At 55.0% G+C, this 18,734-nt stretch carries 16 protein-coding genes; 10 read left to right on the forward strand and 6 right to left on the reverse strand.

Going from position 1 to position 18,734, the window contains the following annotated elements; translation table 11 throughout:
- Window positions 1-30: 30 nt before the first annotated feature.
- The 3 genes from ACJJID_RS01230 to ACJJID_RS01240 all read left to right on the forward strand — a co-directional run bounded on the left by ACJJID_RS01230 (window position 31) and on the right by ACJJID_RS01240 (window position 2,978).
- A complete protein-coding gene (locus tag ACJJID_RS01230; RefSeq protein WP_152451697.1) occupies window positions 31-711 on the forward strand; it encodes a YEATS-associated helix-containing protein in 681 nt (226 codons plus the stop codon).
- A gap of 139 nt (window positions 712-850) precedes the next feature.
- Window positions 851-1,696, forward strand: coding sequence for an AAA family ATPase (locus ACJJID_RS01235; RefSeq protein ID WP_152451699.1), 846 nt, complete (start codon window positions 851-853; stop codon window positions 1,694-1,696).
- A 100-nt stretch (window positions 1,697-1,796) separates the two neighbouring features.
- A complete protein-coding gene (locus ACJJID_RS01240; RefSeq protein ID WP_444921134.1) occupies window positions 1,797-2,978 on the forward strand; it encodes a vWA domain-containing protein in 1,182 nt (393 codons plus the stop codon).
- Window positions 2,979-3,095: 117 nt separating this feature from the next.
- Here ACJJID_RS01240 and ACJJID_RS01245 read toward each other — a convergent pair whose 3' ends face one another.
- Window positions 3,096-4,589 (reverse strand): peptide MFS transporter, encoded by a 1,494-nt coding sequence (locus tag ACJJID_RS01245; RefSeq protein WP_444921135.1) that lies wholly within the window; start codon window positions 4,587-4,589, stop codon window positions 3,096-3,098.
- Window positions 4,590-4,756: 167 nt separating this feature from the next.
- Here ACJJID_RS01245 and hrpA point away from each other — a divergent pair, with 167 nt between their 5' ends.
- The 7 genes from hrpA to ACJJID_RS01280 all read left to right on the forward strand — a co-directional run bounded on the left by hrpA (window position 4,757) and on the right by ACJJID_RS01280 (window position 13,957).
- Window positions 4,757-8,671: an ATP-dependent RNA helicase HrpA gene (gene hrpA, locus ACJJID_RS01250; protein ID WP_444922589.1), complete on the forward strand. Its 3,915-nt coding sequence runs from the start codon at window positions 4,757-4,759 to the stop codon at window positions 8,669-8,671.
- Between the two features lie 246 nt (window positions 8,672-8,917).
- Window positions 8,918-9,247 carry an HvfA family oxazolone/thioamide-modified RiPP metallophore gene (locus ACJJID_RS01255; protein ID WP_152451705.1) on the forward strand — a complete coding sequence of 110 codons (330 nt, stop codon included), beginning with the start codon at window positions 8,918-8,920 and terminating at the stop codon, window positions 9,245-9,247.
- Window positions 9,248-9,322: 75 nt separating this feature from the next.
- Complete coding sequence (locus ACJJID_RS01260) at window positions 9,323-10,174, forward strand: HvfB family MNIO-type RiPP peptide maturase (RefSeq protein WP_444922590.1); 852 nt, start codon at window positions 9,323-9,325, stop codon at window positions 10,172-10,174.
- Entirely contained in the window at window positions 10,155-10,937 is a 783-nt protein-coding gene (locus tag ACJJID_RS01265; RefSeq protein ID WP_444921136.1) for an HvfC family RiPP maturation protein, read from the forward strand. Before ACJJID_RS01260 ends, ACJJID_RS01265 begins: the two co-directional genes overlap by 20 nt.
- A 175-nt stretch (window positions 10,938-11,112) precedes the next feature.
- Window positions 11,113-12,015 carry an MlaA family lipoprotein gene (locus ACJJID_RS01270; RefSeq protein ID WP_444921137.1) on the forward strand — a complete coding sequence of 301 codons (903 nt, stop codon included), beginning with the start codon at window positions 11,113-11,115 and terminating at the stop codon, window positions 12,013-12,015.
- A gap of 38 nt (window positions 12,016-12,053) precedes the next feature.
- Entirely contained in the window at window positions 12,054-13,232 is a 1,179-nt protein-coding gene (locus ACJJID_RS01275) for a PP2C family protein-serine/threonine phosphatase (protein WP_444921138.1), read from the forward strand.
- A 206-nt stretch (window positions 13,233-13,438) separates the two neighbouring features.
- A complete protein-coding gene (locus ACJJID_RS01280; protein ID WP_152451713.1) occupies window positions 13,439-13,957 on the forward strand; it encodes an STAS domain-containing protein in 519 nt (172 codons plus the stop codon).
- Between the two features lie 53 nt (window positions 13,958-14,010).
- Here the strand turns inward: ACJJID_RS01280 and ACJJID_RS01285 are convergent, their stop codons facing one another.
- The 5 genes from ACJJID_RS01285 to ACJJID_RS01305 form a co-directional block, all read right to left on the reverse strand.
- Window positions 14,011-14,469: a tellurite resistance TerB family protein gene (locus ACJJID_RS01285; RefSeq protein WP_152451715.1), complete on the reverse strand. Its 459-nt coding sequence runs from the start codon at window positions 14,467-14,469 to the stop codon at window positions 14,011-14,013.
- Entirely contained in the window at window positions 14,450-15,445 is a 996-nt protein-coding gene (gene tal, locus ACJJID_RS01290; protein WP_444921139.1) for a transaldolase, read from the reverse strand. The genes ACJJID_RS01285 and tal overlap by 20 nt, the downstream gene beginning before the upstream one ends.
- A gap of 56 nt (window positions 15,446-15,501) precedes the next feature.
- Complete coding sequence (gene dusA, locus ACJJID_RS01295) at window positions 15,502-16,479, reverse strand: tRNA dihydrouridine(20/20a) synthase DusA (protein WP_444921140.1); 978 nt, start codon at window positions 16,477-16,479, stop codon at window positions 15,502-15,504.
- A 130-nt stretch (window positions 16,480-16,609) separates the two neighbouring features.
- On the reverse strand, window positions 16,610-17,818 hold the full coding sequence (locus ACJJID_RS01300) for an FAD-dependent oxidoreductase (protein ID WP_444921141.1): 1,209 nt from the start codon (window positions 17,816-17,818) through the stop codon (window positions 16,610-16,612).
- Window positions 17,802-18,494, reverse strand: a complete 693-nt coding sequence (locus ACJJID_RS01305; RefSeq protein ID WP_152451723.1) for a glycerophosphodiester phosphodiesterase family protein — start codon at window positions 18,492-18,494, stop codon at window positions 17,802-17,804. The genes ACJJID_RS01300 and ACJJID_RS01305 overlap by 17 nt, the downstream gene beginning before the upstream one ends.
- Window positions 18,495-18,734 lie beyond the last annotated feature (240 nt).

Genomic DNA, 18,734 nt, shown 5'->3' on the forward strand with positions numbered 1-18,734 from the left:
CGCAGGCTGCCAGATGGCTGAGGAACCCTGATGCTCGACCACCTGCTGATTCTCACTGCGGTAATGCTGGTATCGGGCATTCTCGGTGGGCTGGTGAATTATTATCAAATGCTGTTTACGGAGGAAGATCCAGCCGGTCTCGCCCGCTGCCTGATAATGGGGCTGTGTGGTGCCTTGATGGTGCCGATTTTCCTGAAATTTACCCAGAGTGATTTGTTGATCGAAATCCAAGGTGATCCCTCGCGCCTATTGATCTTTACCGGCTACTGCCTGCTTGCCGCTATCGCCTCCCGTATGTTCGTATTTAATGCCGCGCGCCGCCAACTGCGCGATGCCAGTATCGCCCGCGCCCGGGTGGAAAACCTGGAGCAGGAACTGCGCACCATGCAGCTGGAAATGATGCCCTTACTAGAGCATGAGATAGAAGGGGATCTGGAGCAGGGGCCGGCACTGGATTTCAATCAGATTCGCAAGTTGGACGACAATGCTCTGCAGGTACTCAACCTGCTTAATGGCGGCGAGTGTGTGTTTCGCTCCCTGAGCGGCATGGTGCAGGATAGCGGTATGGAGACCAATTCAATCGCCCGCGCCCTTAACAGCCTGTTGGTACTGGAGATGGTGGGCAAAATCCACAGTCACCTCGGCATTCGCTGGTATATCACTGGTAAGGGGCGTCAGGTAGTACACCGCCGCAGTACCCAGATGGCTTAATGCCCAATTGTTAATCCCCCTTCTAATGCCTACTCGGGCTGGTCATCCAATTTGATCGTTCCCGCCTCGCCACTCGCCCCGTTGTTCAATTATCATTCGCTAAATCTGAAGATAGCGTGATGACAGGATTGGAGTAAGCATGAAATTTACCGGTACCGATAGCTATGTAGCTACCGAAGACCTGCAAATGGCGGTGAACGCAGCCGTCACCTTACAGCGCCCCCTGCTGATCAAAGGCGAGCCGGGCACCGGCAAGACGCTACTCGCGGAACAGGTTGCCGAGAGCCTCGGGCTGAAGTTGATCCAATGGCATATCAAGTCCACTACCAAGGCCCAGCAGGGACTCTACGAGTACGATGCGGTATCGCGCCTGCGTGACTCCCAGCTGGGAGTGGATAAGGTTCACGATATCGCCAATTACATCAAGCGCGGCAAACTGTGGGAAGCCTTTGCCGCGGAAGAGCGTGTGGTGTTATTGATTGATGAGATCGACAAAGCGGATATCGAATTCCCCAACGATCTGCTGGTGGAACTGGACCGCATGGAATTCTTCGTTTATGAAACTGGAGAAACCATTAAGGCCAAGCACCGCCCCATTGTCATTATCACCTCGAATAACGAAAAAGAGCTGCCGGATGCCTTTCTGCGCCGCTGCTTCTTCCATTACATCAGTTTCCCCGACCGCGATACCATGCGCAAAATTGTCGATGTCCATTACCCTGAGATTAAAGGGCAGCTGGTCGCGGAAGCCATGGATATCTTTTTCCAATTGCGCGAAGTGCCGGGCCTGAAGAAAAAGCCCTCCACCTCTGAGCTGATTGATTGGTTAAAGCTGTTGATGGCCGACGATATTCCCGAGGAAGTACTCAAAGATCGCGATAACAGCAGTGCCATTCCTCCGCTTTATGGGGCCTTGCTGAAGAATGAGCAGGATGTCCATATGCTTGAACGTCTGGCATTTATGGCTCGCCGCGACAACCGCTGAGTGGGCGTTGTTGCTTTTCATCAGGGGTAAATGAGCGCCCCTGATGATATACCGCTCGGTATGGCCGAGTATCTTTTCCCTGTGCTGACCGCGAATTACTATGCTGATTGGCTTTTTACTGAATTTACGCCGTTATAAATTACCGGTATCCATCACCGAATTACTGGCTCTGCTTGAGGCTTTGCAGCAGCGCCTGGTGTTTGCTGACATGGAGGAATTTTATTTTCTCGCTCGTGTCTGCCTGGTGAAGGATGAAAAACATTTCGATAAATTCGACCGCGCTTTTGAGGCTTATTTTAAAGACCTGGAAACCCTGGACGATATCGTCGAGCAAATGATCCCGGAAGATTGGCTCAGGGCGGAATTTCTCAAGCAGTTAAGCGAAGAAGAAAAGGCCAAAGTCCAAAGCCTCGGTGGTTTGGAAAAATTGCTGGAGGAGTTTAAAAAGCGCCTCGAAGAGCAGAAAAAGCGTCACAGTGGCGGCAACCGCTGGATAGGCACCGGTGGCACCAGTCCCTTCGGTAATAGCGGCTATCACCCGGGGGGTATTCGGGTGGGAGGAAAGGGGCGCAATCGCTCGGCATCCAAGGTTTGGGAAAAGCGCCAGTTCAAAAACCTGGATGACAGTATCAGCCTGGGAACCCGCAATATCCAGGTGGCCCTGCGCAAGTTGCGTAAATTTGCCCGCACTGGCGCGGCGGAAGAGTTGGACCTGAATAACACCATTTCCTCCACCGCGCGCAATGCAGGCTTGTTGGATATCAAGATGGTGCCCGAGCGGCACAACGCAATAAAAGTGCTGATCTTTTTCGATGTGGGCGGTTCCATGGACCCCTATGTGCGGGTGTGTGAAGAACTATTCTCTGCCTGTCGCTCGGAATTCAAGCATCTTGAGTATTTTTATTTCCACAATTTTGTCTATGAGCATGTGTGGAAAGATAACCAGCGGCGCTATAGCGAGAATACGTCTCTGTTGGAAGTACTGCGCACCTATGGCAAGGACTACAAGGTAATCTTTGTCGGCGACGCTTCCATGGCACCCTACGAAATTACCAGTCGCTTTGGTAGTGTCGAGCATATGAATGAAGAGCCCGGGGCAGCCTGGATGGAGCGTATCACCGATACTTACCACAATCTGATCTGGCTAAATCCAATTGATGAGGAGTATTGGCAGTATACGCCCAGTATTGGTATGACCCAGCGTCTAGTGGATGGCCATATGTATCCGATGACCCTTGAGGGATTGGATCGGGCGATTTCCTACTTAGTCAAAGGCCGCTAATAGCCGGGTTAATGAAGGTTCCTTGCAACAAACTCTAGTCTGAGGGATTTTAGCCAAGGAATTATCTGCAGGCGGCACGCTTCTGGGCCGCCTAATAATTTTAGGGTTAATAAAGTGTTATTTTTTATTACCACTAAAGTGTTTTGGGGGCGTTCCCTCATGATCCGCAGTGATGCTGATTTCTTCTCTGGTGGTTTCTCCCACCGTGACATGCACCTCTTCGGCACCGTGCATCCAATCCACCAGCTTTTCTCGAATCAAATACAAAATAAAACCAGCCACGATGGCCGTGAGTGCGACACCGCCGAAAGTGGCGAGTGGACCGGAAACGCCCACTAATTTACCGATTTCTGCTGCCCCCTTATTGGCGATGCCGATAAACGCAAACCACAACCCCATCATTAGGGATAAGTAGCGTAGGGGAGATAATTTGGTCACGACAGAAAGCCCGATAGGCGATAGACACAACTCACCAATGGTGTGAAAAATATAGGCAAAGACCAACCACCAGATGCTCGCTTTGATAGTCTCGGAATCGCCGATTTGCAATGCCGCGCCGCACATGGATAGAAAACCGATCCCGAGAAATACTAACCCCAAACTGAATTTAGCCGGTGAACTTGGTTCGCGGTCGCCCATACCTACCCAGATACTGGCCATTATCGGCGCGAGGATAATAATAAACAGGGGGTTGACCATCTGCAGCCAGCTGGCGGGAATCTCCCAGCCAAAAATATTCAGGTCGGTGCGGTATTTGGCAAACAGGTTCATTGACCCGGCGGCTTGCTCAAAGCCTGCCCAAAAAACCACGATAAAAACACCCAGAACCAGAATGACTTTAATGCGATCCCGCTCTTCCTGTGTGAGTGGACGGTGTTTACTCTCTTCCTCGTCTTTTTTATTTTTCAGTTCCAGATGAGCGGAGGGTTCTACACCTATTTCCCCCAGGTAGCGCTTGGCTTGGGTCATTTGCAGAATCAGGCCCAGTAGCATACCAATGCCTGCAACAATAAAGGCGAGCTGGTAGTCCACCTTCTCCCCAATCCAACCTACAACCAAATAACCGAGAATGGAGCCCAGGTTGATGCCCATATAGAAAATGGTAAATGCAGTATCGCGGCGATGGTCCCCCTCCTCGTAGAGGTCCCCAACCATAGTGGAGATATTCGGTTTGAAGAAACCATTACCGATAATGAGCAGGGCCAACCCCAACCACAGCATATAAATCTCACTACCATTTGGTAGCCAGGCGTGAGGAAAGCCCAGGGAGAATTGCCCCAGCATCATCAGGGTGCCGCCGAACATAATGCAGCGGCGCTGGCCCCAGCGGTTGTCCGCCATCCAGCCGCCGATAATCGGAGTCAGGTAGACCAACATTGCATACCAGCCCAGGTAGCTCAGGGCTTTGGACTGCAATTCAGTATCGGTGAGCTGTTCCCAGCCAAATACTGCAGCGGTGGCGGCGGAGGTCAGGTAGAAGACAAAAATACCGCGCATGCCATAGTAGCTGAGACGCTCCCACATCTCGGTGCCAAACAGCAGGAATAACCCTTTGGGGTGGCCAAACAGCTGCCCGGCGCTGGCGGGGGGCTTGGGTTTGATCTCTTGCATAGTACTGCCCGCAAGGTGTGACCCGGAGACGTTGTGCTGCCACCAAGGGCAGTGCGCCTGTGAATATAGTCGCTATCTGGACCAGTATAGTTGAGCGCCACCAAGGGATTTTCAGCCCTGTGGCAAAGTGGGGGTATAATCCCGCGTTTGCCACTTCTGTACGAATCATGAGTCACACCGAAGCAGAAAAAAGCCTGGGCGCTCTGCAGGCCCGTATCTCCAGTTGCATGGGGCGGGACCGCTACCATTTGCATCGAACCATTAAGAACGTGCGTCGGCGCCAGAAGGAGGGCAAGCCGGTCGATCGTATGCTGGCCCAGCTGGAGCAGCAGTTACAGGCGTCTGAGGGACTGGCACAAGAGCGCCGGCGCAAGCTGCCGGAAGTGCAGTGGCCTGAGGCCTTGCCGGTGGTGGCGCGGCGTGAGGAAATCGCCGAGCTGATCGAAAAGCACCAGGTTGTCGTTATCGCCGGTGAAACCGGTTCCGGTAAAACCACCCAATTGCCAAAAATTTGTCTCACCCTGGGGCGGGGTATCTATGGCCAGATTGGCCATACCCAGCCGCGCAGAATTGCCGCACGCACAGTGGCCAATCGTATCGCTGAGGAATTGCAGCAGTCCCTGGGGGAATCTGTCGGTTACCAGGTTCGCTTTACCGACCACAGCACCGAGCACACCCATGTCAAATTGATGACCGATGGTATTTTGCTGGCTGAAATTCAGCGCGACCCCCTGCTGAATAAATACGACACGCTGATTATTGATGAGGCCCACGAACGCAGCCTCAATATCGATTTCCTGCTGGGTTATTTAAAAACCATCCTGCCCAAGCGCCCGGATTTAAAGCTGATTATCACCTCGGCCACAATCGACCTGGAAAAGTTCTCCAGGCACTTTAATGATGCGCCGATTATCGAAGTTTCCGGCCGCACCTATCCTGTGGATATTCACTATCGCCCAGCGGCCGACAGTGATGCAGACCTCAGCGAACAGGTTGTCACTGCAGTGGAAGAGTTGCTGCACGAGGAGAAATCCAGCAGCCGGCGCGGCGGGGACATACTGGTATTTATGAGTGGCGAGCGGGAAATCCGCGAGTGTGCCAAGGCCCTGCGAGATGCGCAGATTGCCCAGTTGGAAGTACTGCCCCTGTATGCGCGCTTGAGTCTGGCAGAACAGGCCAAGGTCTTTCACGGCCATAAAGGCCGCCGTATTGTGCTTGCCACCAATGTGGCGGAAACCTCTATTACGGTGCCGGGCATTCACTATGTGATCGACCCGGGTACAGCGCGCGTCAGTCGTTATAGCTACCGCAGTAAAATCCAGCGCCTGCCGATAGAACCGGTTTCCCAGGCCAGTGCCAACCAGCGTGCCGGCCGCTGTGGTCGTGTCAGCGCCGGTGTTTGTGTGCGCTTATATGAAGAGCGGGATTTTGAGCAACGCCCGGAATTTACCGATGCGGAAATCCTACGTACGAACTTGGCTGCGGTAATCCTGCAAATGTTGCAGCTGCGAATCGGCGATATTAGGGAGTTTCCCTTTGTCGATCCGCCCGATCCCCGTCTGATTAATGACGGCTATAAGTTATTGCAGGAATTGCAGGCTGTGGATGACCAGGGCAGGGTGACCAAACTGGGCCGCGCATTGTCCCGCCTGCCACTGGACCCACGATTGAGCCGAATGTTGCTGGCCGGTGCGGATAATGGCAGTGCGCGTGAATTATTAATAATTGTCGCCGCCCTGGCCGTACAGGACCCGCGTGAGCGCCCGGCGGAAAAGCGCCAGGCGGCGGATGAAAAACACCGCCAATGGCAGCATGAACAGTCCGATTTTCTGTCCTTTGTACAATTGTGGGATGCCTTCGAAATCCAACGCCAGGAGCTGAGCCAAAACCAGCTGCGTAAGTGGTGCCAAAAAAATTTCCTCTCCTGGCTGCGTATGCGTGAGTGGAGAGATATCCACCACCAATTGCGCGTAGCTTGCCGGGATCTTGAAGTTAAAGAAAATAAAGAACCGGCAGAGTATGAGGCGATACATCGAGCCATAGTCGTGGGCTTGCTCGGTAATATTGGCGTTCGCGACGAAAACAAGGAATTTATCGGTTGCCGCAATCGCCGCTTCCATATTTTCCCTGGCTCTGGTCAATTTAAAAAGCCACCGCGCTGGGTGGTTGCTGCCCAGTTGTTGGAAACCAGCCGCCTGTTCGCCCATACCGTTGCGAAAATAGAGCCAGATTGGGTAATGGCTGCTTCCCAGCACCTGGTAAAACGCAATTATTTTGAGCCCCACTATGATGCTCGCTCCGGGCAAGTGATGGCTTTTGAAAAGGTTTCTCTGTACGGCCTGGTGCTGGTGGAAAAACGCCGTATCCCCTACGGCAAGCTGGACCCGCAAACCGCACGGGAAGTTTTTATTCGCCAGGCGCTGGCGGAACAGCGTTACCGTGGTAAGGGCCGTTTTTATAAACACTACACCGACCTGCTGAAGTCCCTGGAAGAGTTGGAAGCCAAGTCCCGCCGCCGGGATATTCTGGTGGACGACGAAGTGGTTTACCGCTTTTTCGATGAGCTGGTCCCAGCGGATATCGTCAACCTCGCCGGGTTTGAGCATTGGCGCAAAAAAGCCGAAGCCAGCGATCCACAGCTGCTGTTTATCCCCCGCGAATTGTTGATGCAGCAGAGTGCGGATCATGTGGGCGAAGCGCAATTCCCCGATGAGTTGCAGGCGGGCGGTATTATTTACCCGCTCAGCTATCACTTCGAACCGGGCAGTGTGGATGACGGTGTCAGTATCCAGGTACCGGTTGCGGCACTGCACCAGGTGCCCGCCGCTCGACTTTCCTGGCTGGTGCCTGGAATCCTGCGGGATAAATGTATCGCCCTGATAAAAGCCCTACCCAAGCAGTGGCGCAAATACTTTGTGCCGGTACCGGCGGCTGTGGATAAGGCTTTGCCGCGACTGCGCGCAGACAATACTCCGCTGTGGCAGTCGCTGGCCCTGGAGTTGCAGCGTCAGACCGCTCAGCAGCTGCCTGAAGATGCCTGGCAATCTGTGGAACAATCCCTGGAAGATTTCTACCGCTTCAATATCCAGGTTTTGGATGAGTCGGGTAAGTTGCTGGACCAGGATCGCGATCTCTCAGTCTTACAGGCGCGCTATCGCGACCGGGTGCAGCAGGGGCTGGCGGATGCGGGCGATAGTTTTGAGCGGGATGAGATTACCAGTTGGGATTTTGGTGAGCTGCCGGAAACCCACACCCTCGACCAGGGAGGGCTCAAGGTGCGCGCCTATCCAGCATTGGTGGAGGCCAAAGAGAGTGTTTCCCTGAAGTTGCTGGACAATCCCGCCGAAGCGCGGCGTTTGAGTCGTGCCGGAATCTGCCGTTTGGCCCTGTTGCACCTGCCTGAGAAGGTGAAATATCTGCGCAAGGAGTTATTGCGCGGCAAGGAGTTGGGGCTTTCCGCCGCAGATCTAGGGCGTCGCGAGGAAGTGGCAGACGATATTTTGTTGGCCGCTGCGCGCGAAGTCTTCTGGCCGCAGGAAAACTGGCCGCGCAGTGAAGCTGAGTTTCTGTCGGCACTGGAGAAAGAGGGCGACTTGGTGGGAGTGGCCCAGGAGATAGGCGACCTCTTGGTCAAAGCTTTGGGTCAATTGGTCCCCCTGCGCAAGCAGATCAAACAGCAGAAGAACCTGGCGGTCGCTATGGCCGTGGGGGATATCCAACAGCAGCTGGCCGGGCTCTTCTACCGGGGAGTCTTGTTTGACACACCGCTGCAATGGCTGCGCCAATATAGCCGCTATCTGAAGGCGATCGCCGTGCGCCTGGAAAAGGCGGCGCTCGATCCAAACCGCGATCGCAAGCTGCAAGTGGAATACCACAAAGTCGCCGAATCGTTCGATGACCAGATAGAGAGGTTCTCAAGGAGAGAGTTGGCGTCAGAGCCCGCTCTGGTGGAGTACCGCTGGATGTTGGAGGAATTCCGTGTCAGCTTGTTTGCACAGACGTTGAAGACCCTGATGCCAGTCTCCGCCAAGCGTCTAAGCAAGGTCTGGACAGAGATTGAAGGCAAGGAACTGTTTACTTGAGCAGAGCCTGTGAGTAGTGCCTGGGCACAGTTCACAAAAAACTTTGTCGCCTTGTGTAATATTTTCCTTACTGGTCCGACAGATCAATGAAGGTCGGCAAAGTCGCAGTGCGCTACCGAGTGCACTTTGGCTGTGGGCCGGTTTCACAATACGACGGTTTCTCGCTGCGCTTCATTATACTGTCGCGGGACATAGAAAAAGTCTTATAGAGTTTTATTACACAGGGTATTAGTTAGGAGATTTTTTATGAACAAGAAGCATCTTTCCCCGGTAGCAGCTGCTGTTGGTGCAGCGTTTATTGCAACTGCGGCCATGAATGTGTCTGCGGCTAACAGCACTGCCAATCCTTTTGCTGCTGAAGACCTGACCTCTGGCTACAACCTGGCACTGGCCGATCACGGTCACGATAACAAGGATGAAGAGGGTAAGAAAAAAGAAGGCAAGTGCGGCGAAGGTAAGTGCGGCGAAGGCAAGAAAAAGGAAGGTAAATGCGGCGAAGGAAAATGTGGCGAAGGTAAGAAAAAAGAAGGTAAGTGCGGCGAAGGTAAGAAAAAAGAAGGCAGTTGCGGTAGCTAATATTCCGCTGCACGAGATTGGGGCGGCGCTGCCGAAAAGGCCGCCCCAAGTACTTTCCATAACCAATAGAGGCAAATAGCGGTGCGCAATTATCCAGTGGAGGGTGCCGGTCTCGGACTGCGCCGCTCTATGATGGGCGAAGAGTTTTCGCCGGACACGGTGGATTTTTTTGAGGTGGCGCCGGAAAATTGGACCGGTGTCGGCGGGCGACTTGGCCGCTGGTTTCGCCAACTCAGCGAACGCTATCCTTTTATTTTGCACGGTTTGTCTCTGTCTATTGGCTCTTCTGATCCGCTGGATATGGAGCTGCTCGCCTCAATCAAGCAGTTTATTCGCGATCACAACATCCGTTCCTACAGCGAGCATCTGAGCTACTGCTCGGATCAGGGCCACCTCTACGATTTATTGCCTATTCCCTTTACTGAAGAAGCGGTGATGTATGTCGCCGAACGAATTCGTATTGTGCAGGATACGCTCGAACAGCGTATTGCCATGGAAAATGTTTCCTATTATGCGGCGCCGGGCCAGGAGATGAGCGAGCTGGTATTTTTACAGGCGGTCCTGCAAGAGGCGGACTGCGATCTACTGCTCGACGTCAATAATATTTATGTGAATTCAATCAACCATCGCTATGACCCCCTGGAATTCTTGCGCGGACTACCCTCGGAGCGAATGCGCTATGTGCATGTGGCGGGGCATTTCGATGAGGCAGATGACTTGAAGGTGGATACGCACGGCGCTGATGTGATTGATCCGGTGTGGCAGCTGTTAGATAAAGCCTATGAAATACACGGTGTTATGCCCACCCTGCTGGAACGCGACTTCAATATCCCACCCCTGCCGCAATTGCTTGAGGAAGTGGAGCAGATCAAGGGCATCCAGGCCAACCATCAAGTAGAAGAGAGCTATGTCCTCAGTCGCCGATAAGACAGCCAGGTTTCAGGGTTTACAGCGGGCTTTTGCCAAACATTTGCGCGCCCCTGATGACGTTGAGGCGCCAAAAGATATTGAGGATCGGCGCGTTGCCATCTACCGGGACCTGATTTACAACAATATCGAATCTTTTATTGCCGGTGGTTTTCCCATACTGCGCAGCCTCTACAGCGATGAGCGTTGGCACGACATGGTGCGAGATTTTATTCAACACCATACCGCCAAAAGTCCCTATTTCCTGCAGATCAGCGAGGAGTTCCTCACTTACCTGCAACAGGAACGGGGGCAGCGTGAAGGGGACCCAGAGTTCCTGTTAGAACTGGCTCACTATGAGTGGGTGGAGCTGGCGCTGGATGTCAGTACCGAAGAGATTCCCACGGGGTTGGATCGCCAGGGAGATCTGCTGACCTCTGTACCGGTGGTATCACCGCTTGTTTGGAGTCTCAGTTACCGCTTTCCTGTGCACCGTATCGGTCCCGCTTATCAGCCTCAAGAGCCACCTGAATCCCCCACCTTTTTACTGGTTTATCGCGACCTCGGCGATGACGTCAGTTTTATGGAAATCAACGCGGTAACCGCGCGTCTATTGCAGCTGGCTTCCGCGGGGGAAGCCACCGGAGAACAGCTGTTGGCGCAGATTTCTGATGAGCTGCCCCAAGTCGATAGCGAAGCGCTTTATGGCTTCGGCCTTGAGCTGCTGCAAAAGCTGCTGGATAAAGGTGTTATCGCAGGTCTTCGCTCCCTGGCGTCAGAATAACTCGGCTAGCCCGTGGATTTTTGGCGTAAATTACCTTTCCGTGACAGCCTGTACTTGCCTGAAACTGCGCCATCTTTGATGAATCCCAGCTGCTATGCTGCCGAGGGTGGTTTACATTTTGTGGGGGCGTTAGAATCCCTGACCTTGAAATTTGATAAATAAGAGGAGCAGGGTTTTGCTAGGACGCAGAGATTTATCGCCCTGGTTGATGGCCGCGATGCTGGCCATTTCCCCAGTGGGCGCAATGGCGACACAGGACCCGTTTGGAGACGCGGTCACCCCCTCGGTCCAACCTGAGGCGGTTGAACAGAATGGTACTGCTACCGGTGACACTAATGGATCACTGGTTGATGAATATGGCTTTGATCCCGCGGAAGAGTTTGGTGGTGAGGAAGGAGAAGACTTCTCCCTGCGAGACCCCTGGGAGGGATTTAACCGCGCGATATTCAGCTTCAATGACGGTGCGGATCGCTATGTCCTAAAACCGGCGGCTGTCAGTTATCGGCAGATTACCCCGATTTTTATGCAGCAGGGTGTTAGCAATTTCTTCAGCAACCTGGGTGAAGTGACGAATACCTTTAACGGCGTGTTACAAGGCAAGTGGGGCCAAGCGGGCAATGACGCCGGTCGCCTGTTGATTAACACCACGATCGGTATTGCGGGCCTTTTCGATGTCGCCAAGCATATGGGCTTGGAAAAGGGCGATGGTGAGGACTTTGGTCAGACCCTGGCAGTTTGGGGTGTGCCTTCCGGGCCTTATCTGGTGCTGCCACTGTTGGGCCCCTCTACAGTGCGGGATACGCCGGCCAAGGTTGTGGATTACTACACCAATCCACTGACTTATGTTGAGCACGATCCCACGCGCTATACCCTTAGAGCTACCGATATTATCCAGGGCCGCGCCAGCCTGTTGCAGGCGGAATCCCTACTGCAGGGCGATCGCTATGTCCTGCTGCGCGATGCCTATCTGCAGCGCCGCGACTTCCTAATCGTGGATGGTGAAGTGGATGTGGATACAGAGACTGAAGCCGCCGAAGCCATCGACCAGGGTGAAGTCGAAGAGTCTAGTGATTACTGAGCATCAGCGAGTAAAACACCTTCCTCCAAGAGCCTGCCATGGCCGGCCCCAGTAGCCTGTTGCTGACCGATGATGAGCGCTCCCGCAATTTCCTGCGTGGAGCGCTTTCGCGTCAGGGGCTCTCGGTTGCGATAGCCGATAGCGGCCAGCAGGGCATAGAGCAATTCTCCCCCGAACTCTTTCAACTGGTCGTTGTAGACCTGCTCCTGCCCGATATGGACGGGCTGGAGGTGTTGCGCATAATCAAGCAAAGATCCCCTGGTACTGCGGTTGTGATGATCGCGGAGAAGGGGGAGTTACATGAAGTGCTGCAGGCTATGCGTCTGGGCGCCTGCGATTATCTGATCAAACCCATTCAGCAGGCGGTATTGATCGATAAAGTCATCTGCCGCATCACCGGTGAAGAAAACCTCGCCCAGCAGAATCTCGAGTACCGTAAAACCCTAGAGCAACGCAACAGCGAACTGCGCGACCATGTGGAAATACTGCGCCGTGACCAGGAAGCCGGCCGTCTGTTACAACAACACCTGTTGCCCCGCAGCCCTTTCTTTTATCCCGGCGGTGTCGAGGCCGCTTACCGTTTGGTTCCCTCCCTCTATCTGAGCGGCGACTTTGTGGATTACGGTCTGTTTGGCGAGCGTTTTGTCGCGTTTTACTTGGTGGATGTCTCCGGGCATGGCGTGTCCTCCGCACTGGTTACAGCCCTGATAAAAAACAGTGTGATGCACCGCCTGCGCGAGCGCCCACTGTTCGCCCAGCTGGAATCCCTGGGAGCGGATCTGCTGGAAGTTCTGGAGCTTATCAACCGCGAGCTGTTATCCACTGGCATGGGTAAGCACGCCAGCATGTTTATTGGTGTGGTGGATACCGCCGCTAGCCAGTTGCACTATGCGGTTGCCGGGCAAATCCCCATGCCGGCGCTCGCCAGTGCCGCTGGCGCCGATTGGCTGCCGGGCAAGGGACGGCCACTGGGGATTTTTGAGCAGGGTGACTGGCAGGTAATGCGTGCGGAACTGCCTTCCAGCTGGCGACTGGTGGCCTGCTCCGATGGTGTGCTGGAATTGCTCGAAGGGGATTTGCTGCAAAAAGAGGCGCAGCTACTAGCGCTTATCGACACAACTGGGGGTGAGCTGGGGGCACTGTGTGAAGGCCTGAAAGTAGATACTTTTGGCGCATTACCCGACGATATTACAATTCTTACCCTGGCCCATGGTTAGCGGTGTGAATTTGTCGACTAAATAGTCGAATTTCGTGCCTTAGCACTCTTGTCAGTCCGCACGGTCAGGAGTAAGCTCCGCCCACTTTATGCACAAAGATGCAGAGGCGGCAAAACCGTCACAAGCGTCTTTGCTCTACCAGTGAACTATCGCCATCCATGCGCACTTTCATCCTCTGAGTGTGTTCGGGTGAGCCAGGGGTTGTTATGCAGTCCGGGCAAATTATGGTTGGAGCCCATCAGGGCGTTTACATCATTAAATTGATGGGCGATGTTCGCCTCAACCTATGCACCTCGTTCGATAGCTTTATCGACAATATGTTTGCACGCAATGACTTTGCCGGTGTGGCCTTCGACCTACACGGTGCGGAAGGTGTCGATAGTACGACCCTCGGCCTGATGGCCAAGATCGCGATTCGTGCTCAGGAGCGCGGCTGCCAAAAGCCCCTGGTTTTCGTTACGGATAAAGGTATTCAACACCTATTGGATGCAATGGGTTTCGACTCCCTGATGGAAATCAGTGATGAGAAGCGCGATTTCTCTGTGGAGACCAAGCCGCTGGTGTGTAAAACCCCAGATGAGTGTGCCGCGCGGGAGAAGGTGCTGGAGGCCCACCGGGTACTGATGAGCATGAACGAGCAGAATGCGGAAACCTTCCGCGATCTGGTGCATTCGCTGGAGCGGGAGTGCAGCTCTTACGGTAAGCCCTCCGCACACCTGCACTGAAAATCAACACACAGCCCCCACTCGAAAGCCGCCGGTTTCCCACACCCCGCCATTCAGCTGTCCCGCATATCCCTTGCCTCTGCCCGTGCGCGGGTAAACAGCCCATGGGGAAGATAAATTAACTCGGAAACCCGGCGAATCAGATGCTCTTCAAAAGCTTCGATCACATCGTCGGAAAAAGCCACCTGCCACATCTGCCGAACCAGCAGGTATTTGTCTCGCTCGCTGAATTGATCGTTGACTGCCTGAGTGAACTCAAACAGGGAGGTGGCCCGCTCCCTTTGGCCAATGGCCTCATCGATAATCTCTGCCGCCTCAGGGTTGCTTAAAGCGTAGTGTTGGCACAGCAATTCAATCAGCGTGTCGCGCTCGCGTGGGTCGAGCTTTTGATCGACAGTGGCCACCTCAACCAGCAAGGCGGCACTGATCATGCGCACGTCTTTTTCATCGTGCATTTCCACATCGGCATTGTTGCCAATCTGTTCGAACAGCTTACGGATTTGTTGCAGCATCAGTTTCCCGGCGTCCCATGACTTGGCTCTGTAGCAGCATTTCGAGCCGCTCCTGGTCTTTGACAAAATTGCGGATACCCTCGGCGAGTTTCTCTGTGGCCATGGCATCGCTGTTGAGTTGGTAGCGGAAGGCCGCTTCGCTGAGTCGCCCCTCTGGACGCGGCAGCGGCTCGTTGACTGTGGGAAGTCCACCAACCAACAGTCCCTCGCTGTCCTCCAGAGACTGCAGCAGCTGCGGGCTGATGGTCAGGCGATCACAACCCGCCAGCGCTTCAATTTCCGCCGTGTTGCGGAAGCTGGCACCCATCACAATGGTGTTGTAGTCCCGCGACTTGTAGTAATGGTAGATATTGCGCACGGACAGTACGCCGGGGTCTTCCTCGCCACTGAAAGCCTTTCGATCCCCATTGGCCAGGTGCCAGTCCAGAATACGTCCCACAAAGGGGGAGATTAGGGTTACGCCAGCCTCGGCGCAGGCAATGGCCTGGCTCAGGCAGAACAGCAAGGTCAGGTTACAGTGAATGCCCTCCTGCTCCAGGATTTCCGCAGCGGCTATCCCCTCCCAGGTGGCGGCGATCTTAATCAGTACCCGCTCACGGGCTATCCCTTCGCGTTCATACAGGGCCACAAGGTGTCTGGCATAGTCAATGGTGCTGCGGGTATCGAAGGACAGGCGCGCATCCACCTCTGTGGACACCACCCCGGGGATCAGCTGCAGTATTTCGCTGCCGATACTGACCGCCAGTTTGATCGCGGCCAGGCGTGCCGTGTCCGTGGGGTTGGCGCCGCCCTGGTGGTTAACCGCCCAGTCCAGCGACTCTCTGATCAGCCCCTTGTACTGGGGCAGCTGGGCAGCCTTGTAGAGTAGCGAGGGGTTGGTGGTGGCATCCTGAGGGCGATAGCGGCGGATGGCCTCGATATCGCCAGTATCTGCCACTACCTGGCTGCGTTGCTTGAGTTGTTCCAGTTTATTCATTGCGATTCCCTCGATGATTATTGGCTTCCCTTTCTCTGAAACACTAGCCTTCCAACTTAAGCCGCTTGGGTGACCAGCGACAAGGCTTCTTCTACAACCTCTGGCCCCGCGTTTTTCTTGTGGGCATTTTCACTGAGATGGCGGCGGAAACGGCGTGCTCCGGGCAGGCCCTGGAAGAGCCCGAGCATATGCCGGGTAATATGGTTGAGGCGCTGACCGCCCGACAGCTCCCGCTCGATATAGGGCAGCATCTGCTCGACGACTTCCACCGCATCGGGCCCTTCGCTCTCCCCGAACAGCACGCTGTCCACCTGGGCAAGAAGCACCGGAGTCTGGTAGGCGGCACGACCCAGCATAACACCATCAACGCACTGCAGATGTTGCAGGCACTCCTCCAGGGAGTTAATCCCACCATTAATGATGATTTGCAGCTGTGGATAATCCTGTTTCAGCTGGTAAACCATGTCGTAGTTGAGCGGGGGAATCTCTCTATTTTCCTTGGGGCTGAGGCCCTGCAGCCAGGCTTTGCGCGCATGGACGATAAAGGTCTCAGTGCCGATCGCTGCCTGTGCCTCCACAAAGCGGGTCAGGCCCGGATAGTCCTCCATATCGTCAATGCCGATACGGTGTTTCACCGTAACTGGAATCGATACGGCCTCGCGCATAGCGCTGAGGCCCGCCGCCACGATATCGGGCTCCGCCATCAGGCAGGCGCCAAAACGCCCGGACTGCACACGGTCGCTGGGGCAGCCACAATTGAGGTTGATCTCCGCATAACCCCACTCCTGAGCAATCCGCGCGCACTCTGCCAATTCCCGGGGATCGCTACCGCCCAGTTGTAGGGCGACAGGTAGCTCGGCGGCGTCGAATTGCAGATGGCGCTGACGATCTCCGTGCAGGATCGCCCCGGTGGTTACCATTTCGGTATACAGGCGGGCGCGCTTGCTCAGCAGGCGCCACATATAGCGGCAGTGACGGTCACTCCAATCCAAAAGTGGTGCGGTACAAAAGCGGTGGGGGCTGTAATCGGACATAAACTGCGGTGTAAAAAAGAGTCATAAAATCAGAGTAGCCGCCCATTATATGGGATGTAAAACCGAGACCCTAAGGAGACTTTCCAAGGCCTTGCGAAACTTCGCTTGCGAGGTGGTTTTTATAGGGGCGTTAAAGATTGCGCTCGCGCTCAGAAGCGTTGGTGGTATTACTGCTTGAAGAGGTGTTTTGGCGGGGAGGGCCTTTATCCTGCAGAGTGGTCTGCAGCTTTTTGGCCAGTTTGCGTGCGGTGGCGCGGTAGCTGGTGAGCTTGCCCCCGGCGACGGCCAGAATGCGCGGCTTGCGCTCATTGTCACAGCAAATCATCGACTCCCGCGACCGGGCAAATGGGCTCTTCTCCGCTTCCGGCAAAACCCGCAAGCCGGCAAAGCTCTCGCAAATATCCTCCGCCTGCAGGCCGCGGGTCTGGAAAAAGTGCTGCTGCACCGTGCGCAGCAGGTAAGCCTCCTCTTCTACGGTGGGTACTACCTCCCGTGGATCGCCGCAGAAAGGGCGCTCTGTGGTACCCACCAGGGTCTTGTCCTGCCAGGGCATGACGAATACCGCGCGGTGGTCCTCGGCTTCCACATAGAAGATCTTGTTGCCCAGGGACAGTGGCAGCAGTATGTGGGTGCCTGCCACAAGGTCGATGGGGGGAAGGGGCACTGGGGGTGAGCAGCGCGCGTTGGTGGTGGCTACCCAGGGCCCGCTGCAATTGACCAGCGCGCGGGTGTGTAGCGTATTCAGCTTGCCATCGGCCACGTAATCAACCCGCACACCCTCATCGGTAACCTCCGCGCCTACCAGGCTGCCGGGGCAGATGATTTGTGCGCCGTGGGCAATTGCCGAGGCAACCACATCGCGGGTCAGTGCAGCGTCGTCTGTTTGCGCATCGTAGTAGCGAAACACCGCGAGTAAATCTTCCCGCTTGAGGCCTGGCAGGGTATCCCACTCCGCTTTGGATAAAGCGCGAAAACGTGAGGCCTCGCTGCCGATACCGGAAAGTAGTGCATAGAGGCTGAGCCCCAACCTCACCATCCATGGCGACCGCTTGCTGTGACGGTAGACCGGAATATAAAAGGGCACCATGCGCACTAACTGGGGTTTATTTTCCAACAGCCAGCTGCGTTCGCGCAGGCACTCATAAACCAGGCGGAACTGCCCGCTCTCCAGATAGCGCAAGCCGCCGTGGATCAGCTTGGAGGAACGCGAAGAGGTGGCTGCGGCGATACCCAGCTGCTCCAGTATCACTACCGAATGGTGCTCCTTGGCCAGGGCCTCAGCGGTACCCGCGCCAAGAATTCCCGCGCCAACTACCAGGACATCAAAATCCGTAGACATCACTCGCTTCCCGGGAGCGCATCAACAGCGGCAGGTTGCCGGTGAGGATATGGTGCGCTCCCCGCTTGCGCCAGAGTACGGCCTCTTCGGCGGAATTGATTTCGTAGACCACCCATTGCCAGGGGCCCGGTGGTAACTCCTCACAGTCGATAAAGCTATCGCGGATCAGCAGAAACTCCGGGGCCAGAGTGACAATATCTGCAGACAGGCAGCGCGGCACACTGCTGATCTGCAGGGCCACCCTGTGCCAGCCCATATTGCGGGCAGCCCGGAGGCTGCGACAATCCTGGGTAAGCAGGGCGAAGGACTCGCGCTCATTGCGCATTTGCTCCAACAGCTTCTTTACTGCGGCGGTAAAACCCAAATTGGCGATATTGGCTGCGGAGATGCCCACAAACCAATCCAGGTGCCGGTGGCAACTGGCCCAATCCACCACCTGTATAAAGGAATCGATGGCCAGGCGGCTGAGCTGGGAGTCCCTCAGGTCGTGGAAGTAGTGCTCGCGCCTGTCATTGGGGAGCGGCAGGGTATCTTTGTGATAGCACCAGGGGGTGCCATCCAGGCTAAAGCGGACATCGCACTGAATGGCACAGGCGCCCAGGTTATGAGCAGCCTCAAAGGCGGCGATGGTATTCTCCGGGTGGCGGGTTTTGTCGCCACGGTGCGCGATTAGCATGTGAGTCAAATCCGGAAAGCAGGCGTTATTGTCGGCTGGATATAGGCGCTTTGGCGCTCTGTAACCCAAAGGTCAATGGCCCAGGGTGGAATCGGGTCTTACAGGAAAAATAGACGGTGGAGAGGGCGTTGCAAGTGGAGTGCCGAGGAAAATTGGATACGCATTGAGCCTTGGAAATCCGTGATTGATGGGAGCCCGGCTGGCAGCGCTAACTTCCATAGCTAAAATTAGAAGGTATCG

Source organism: Microbulbifer sp. CnH-101-G (genome assembly GCF_052466775.1).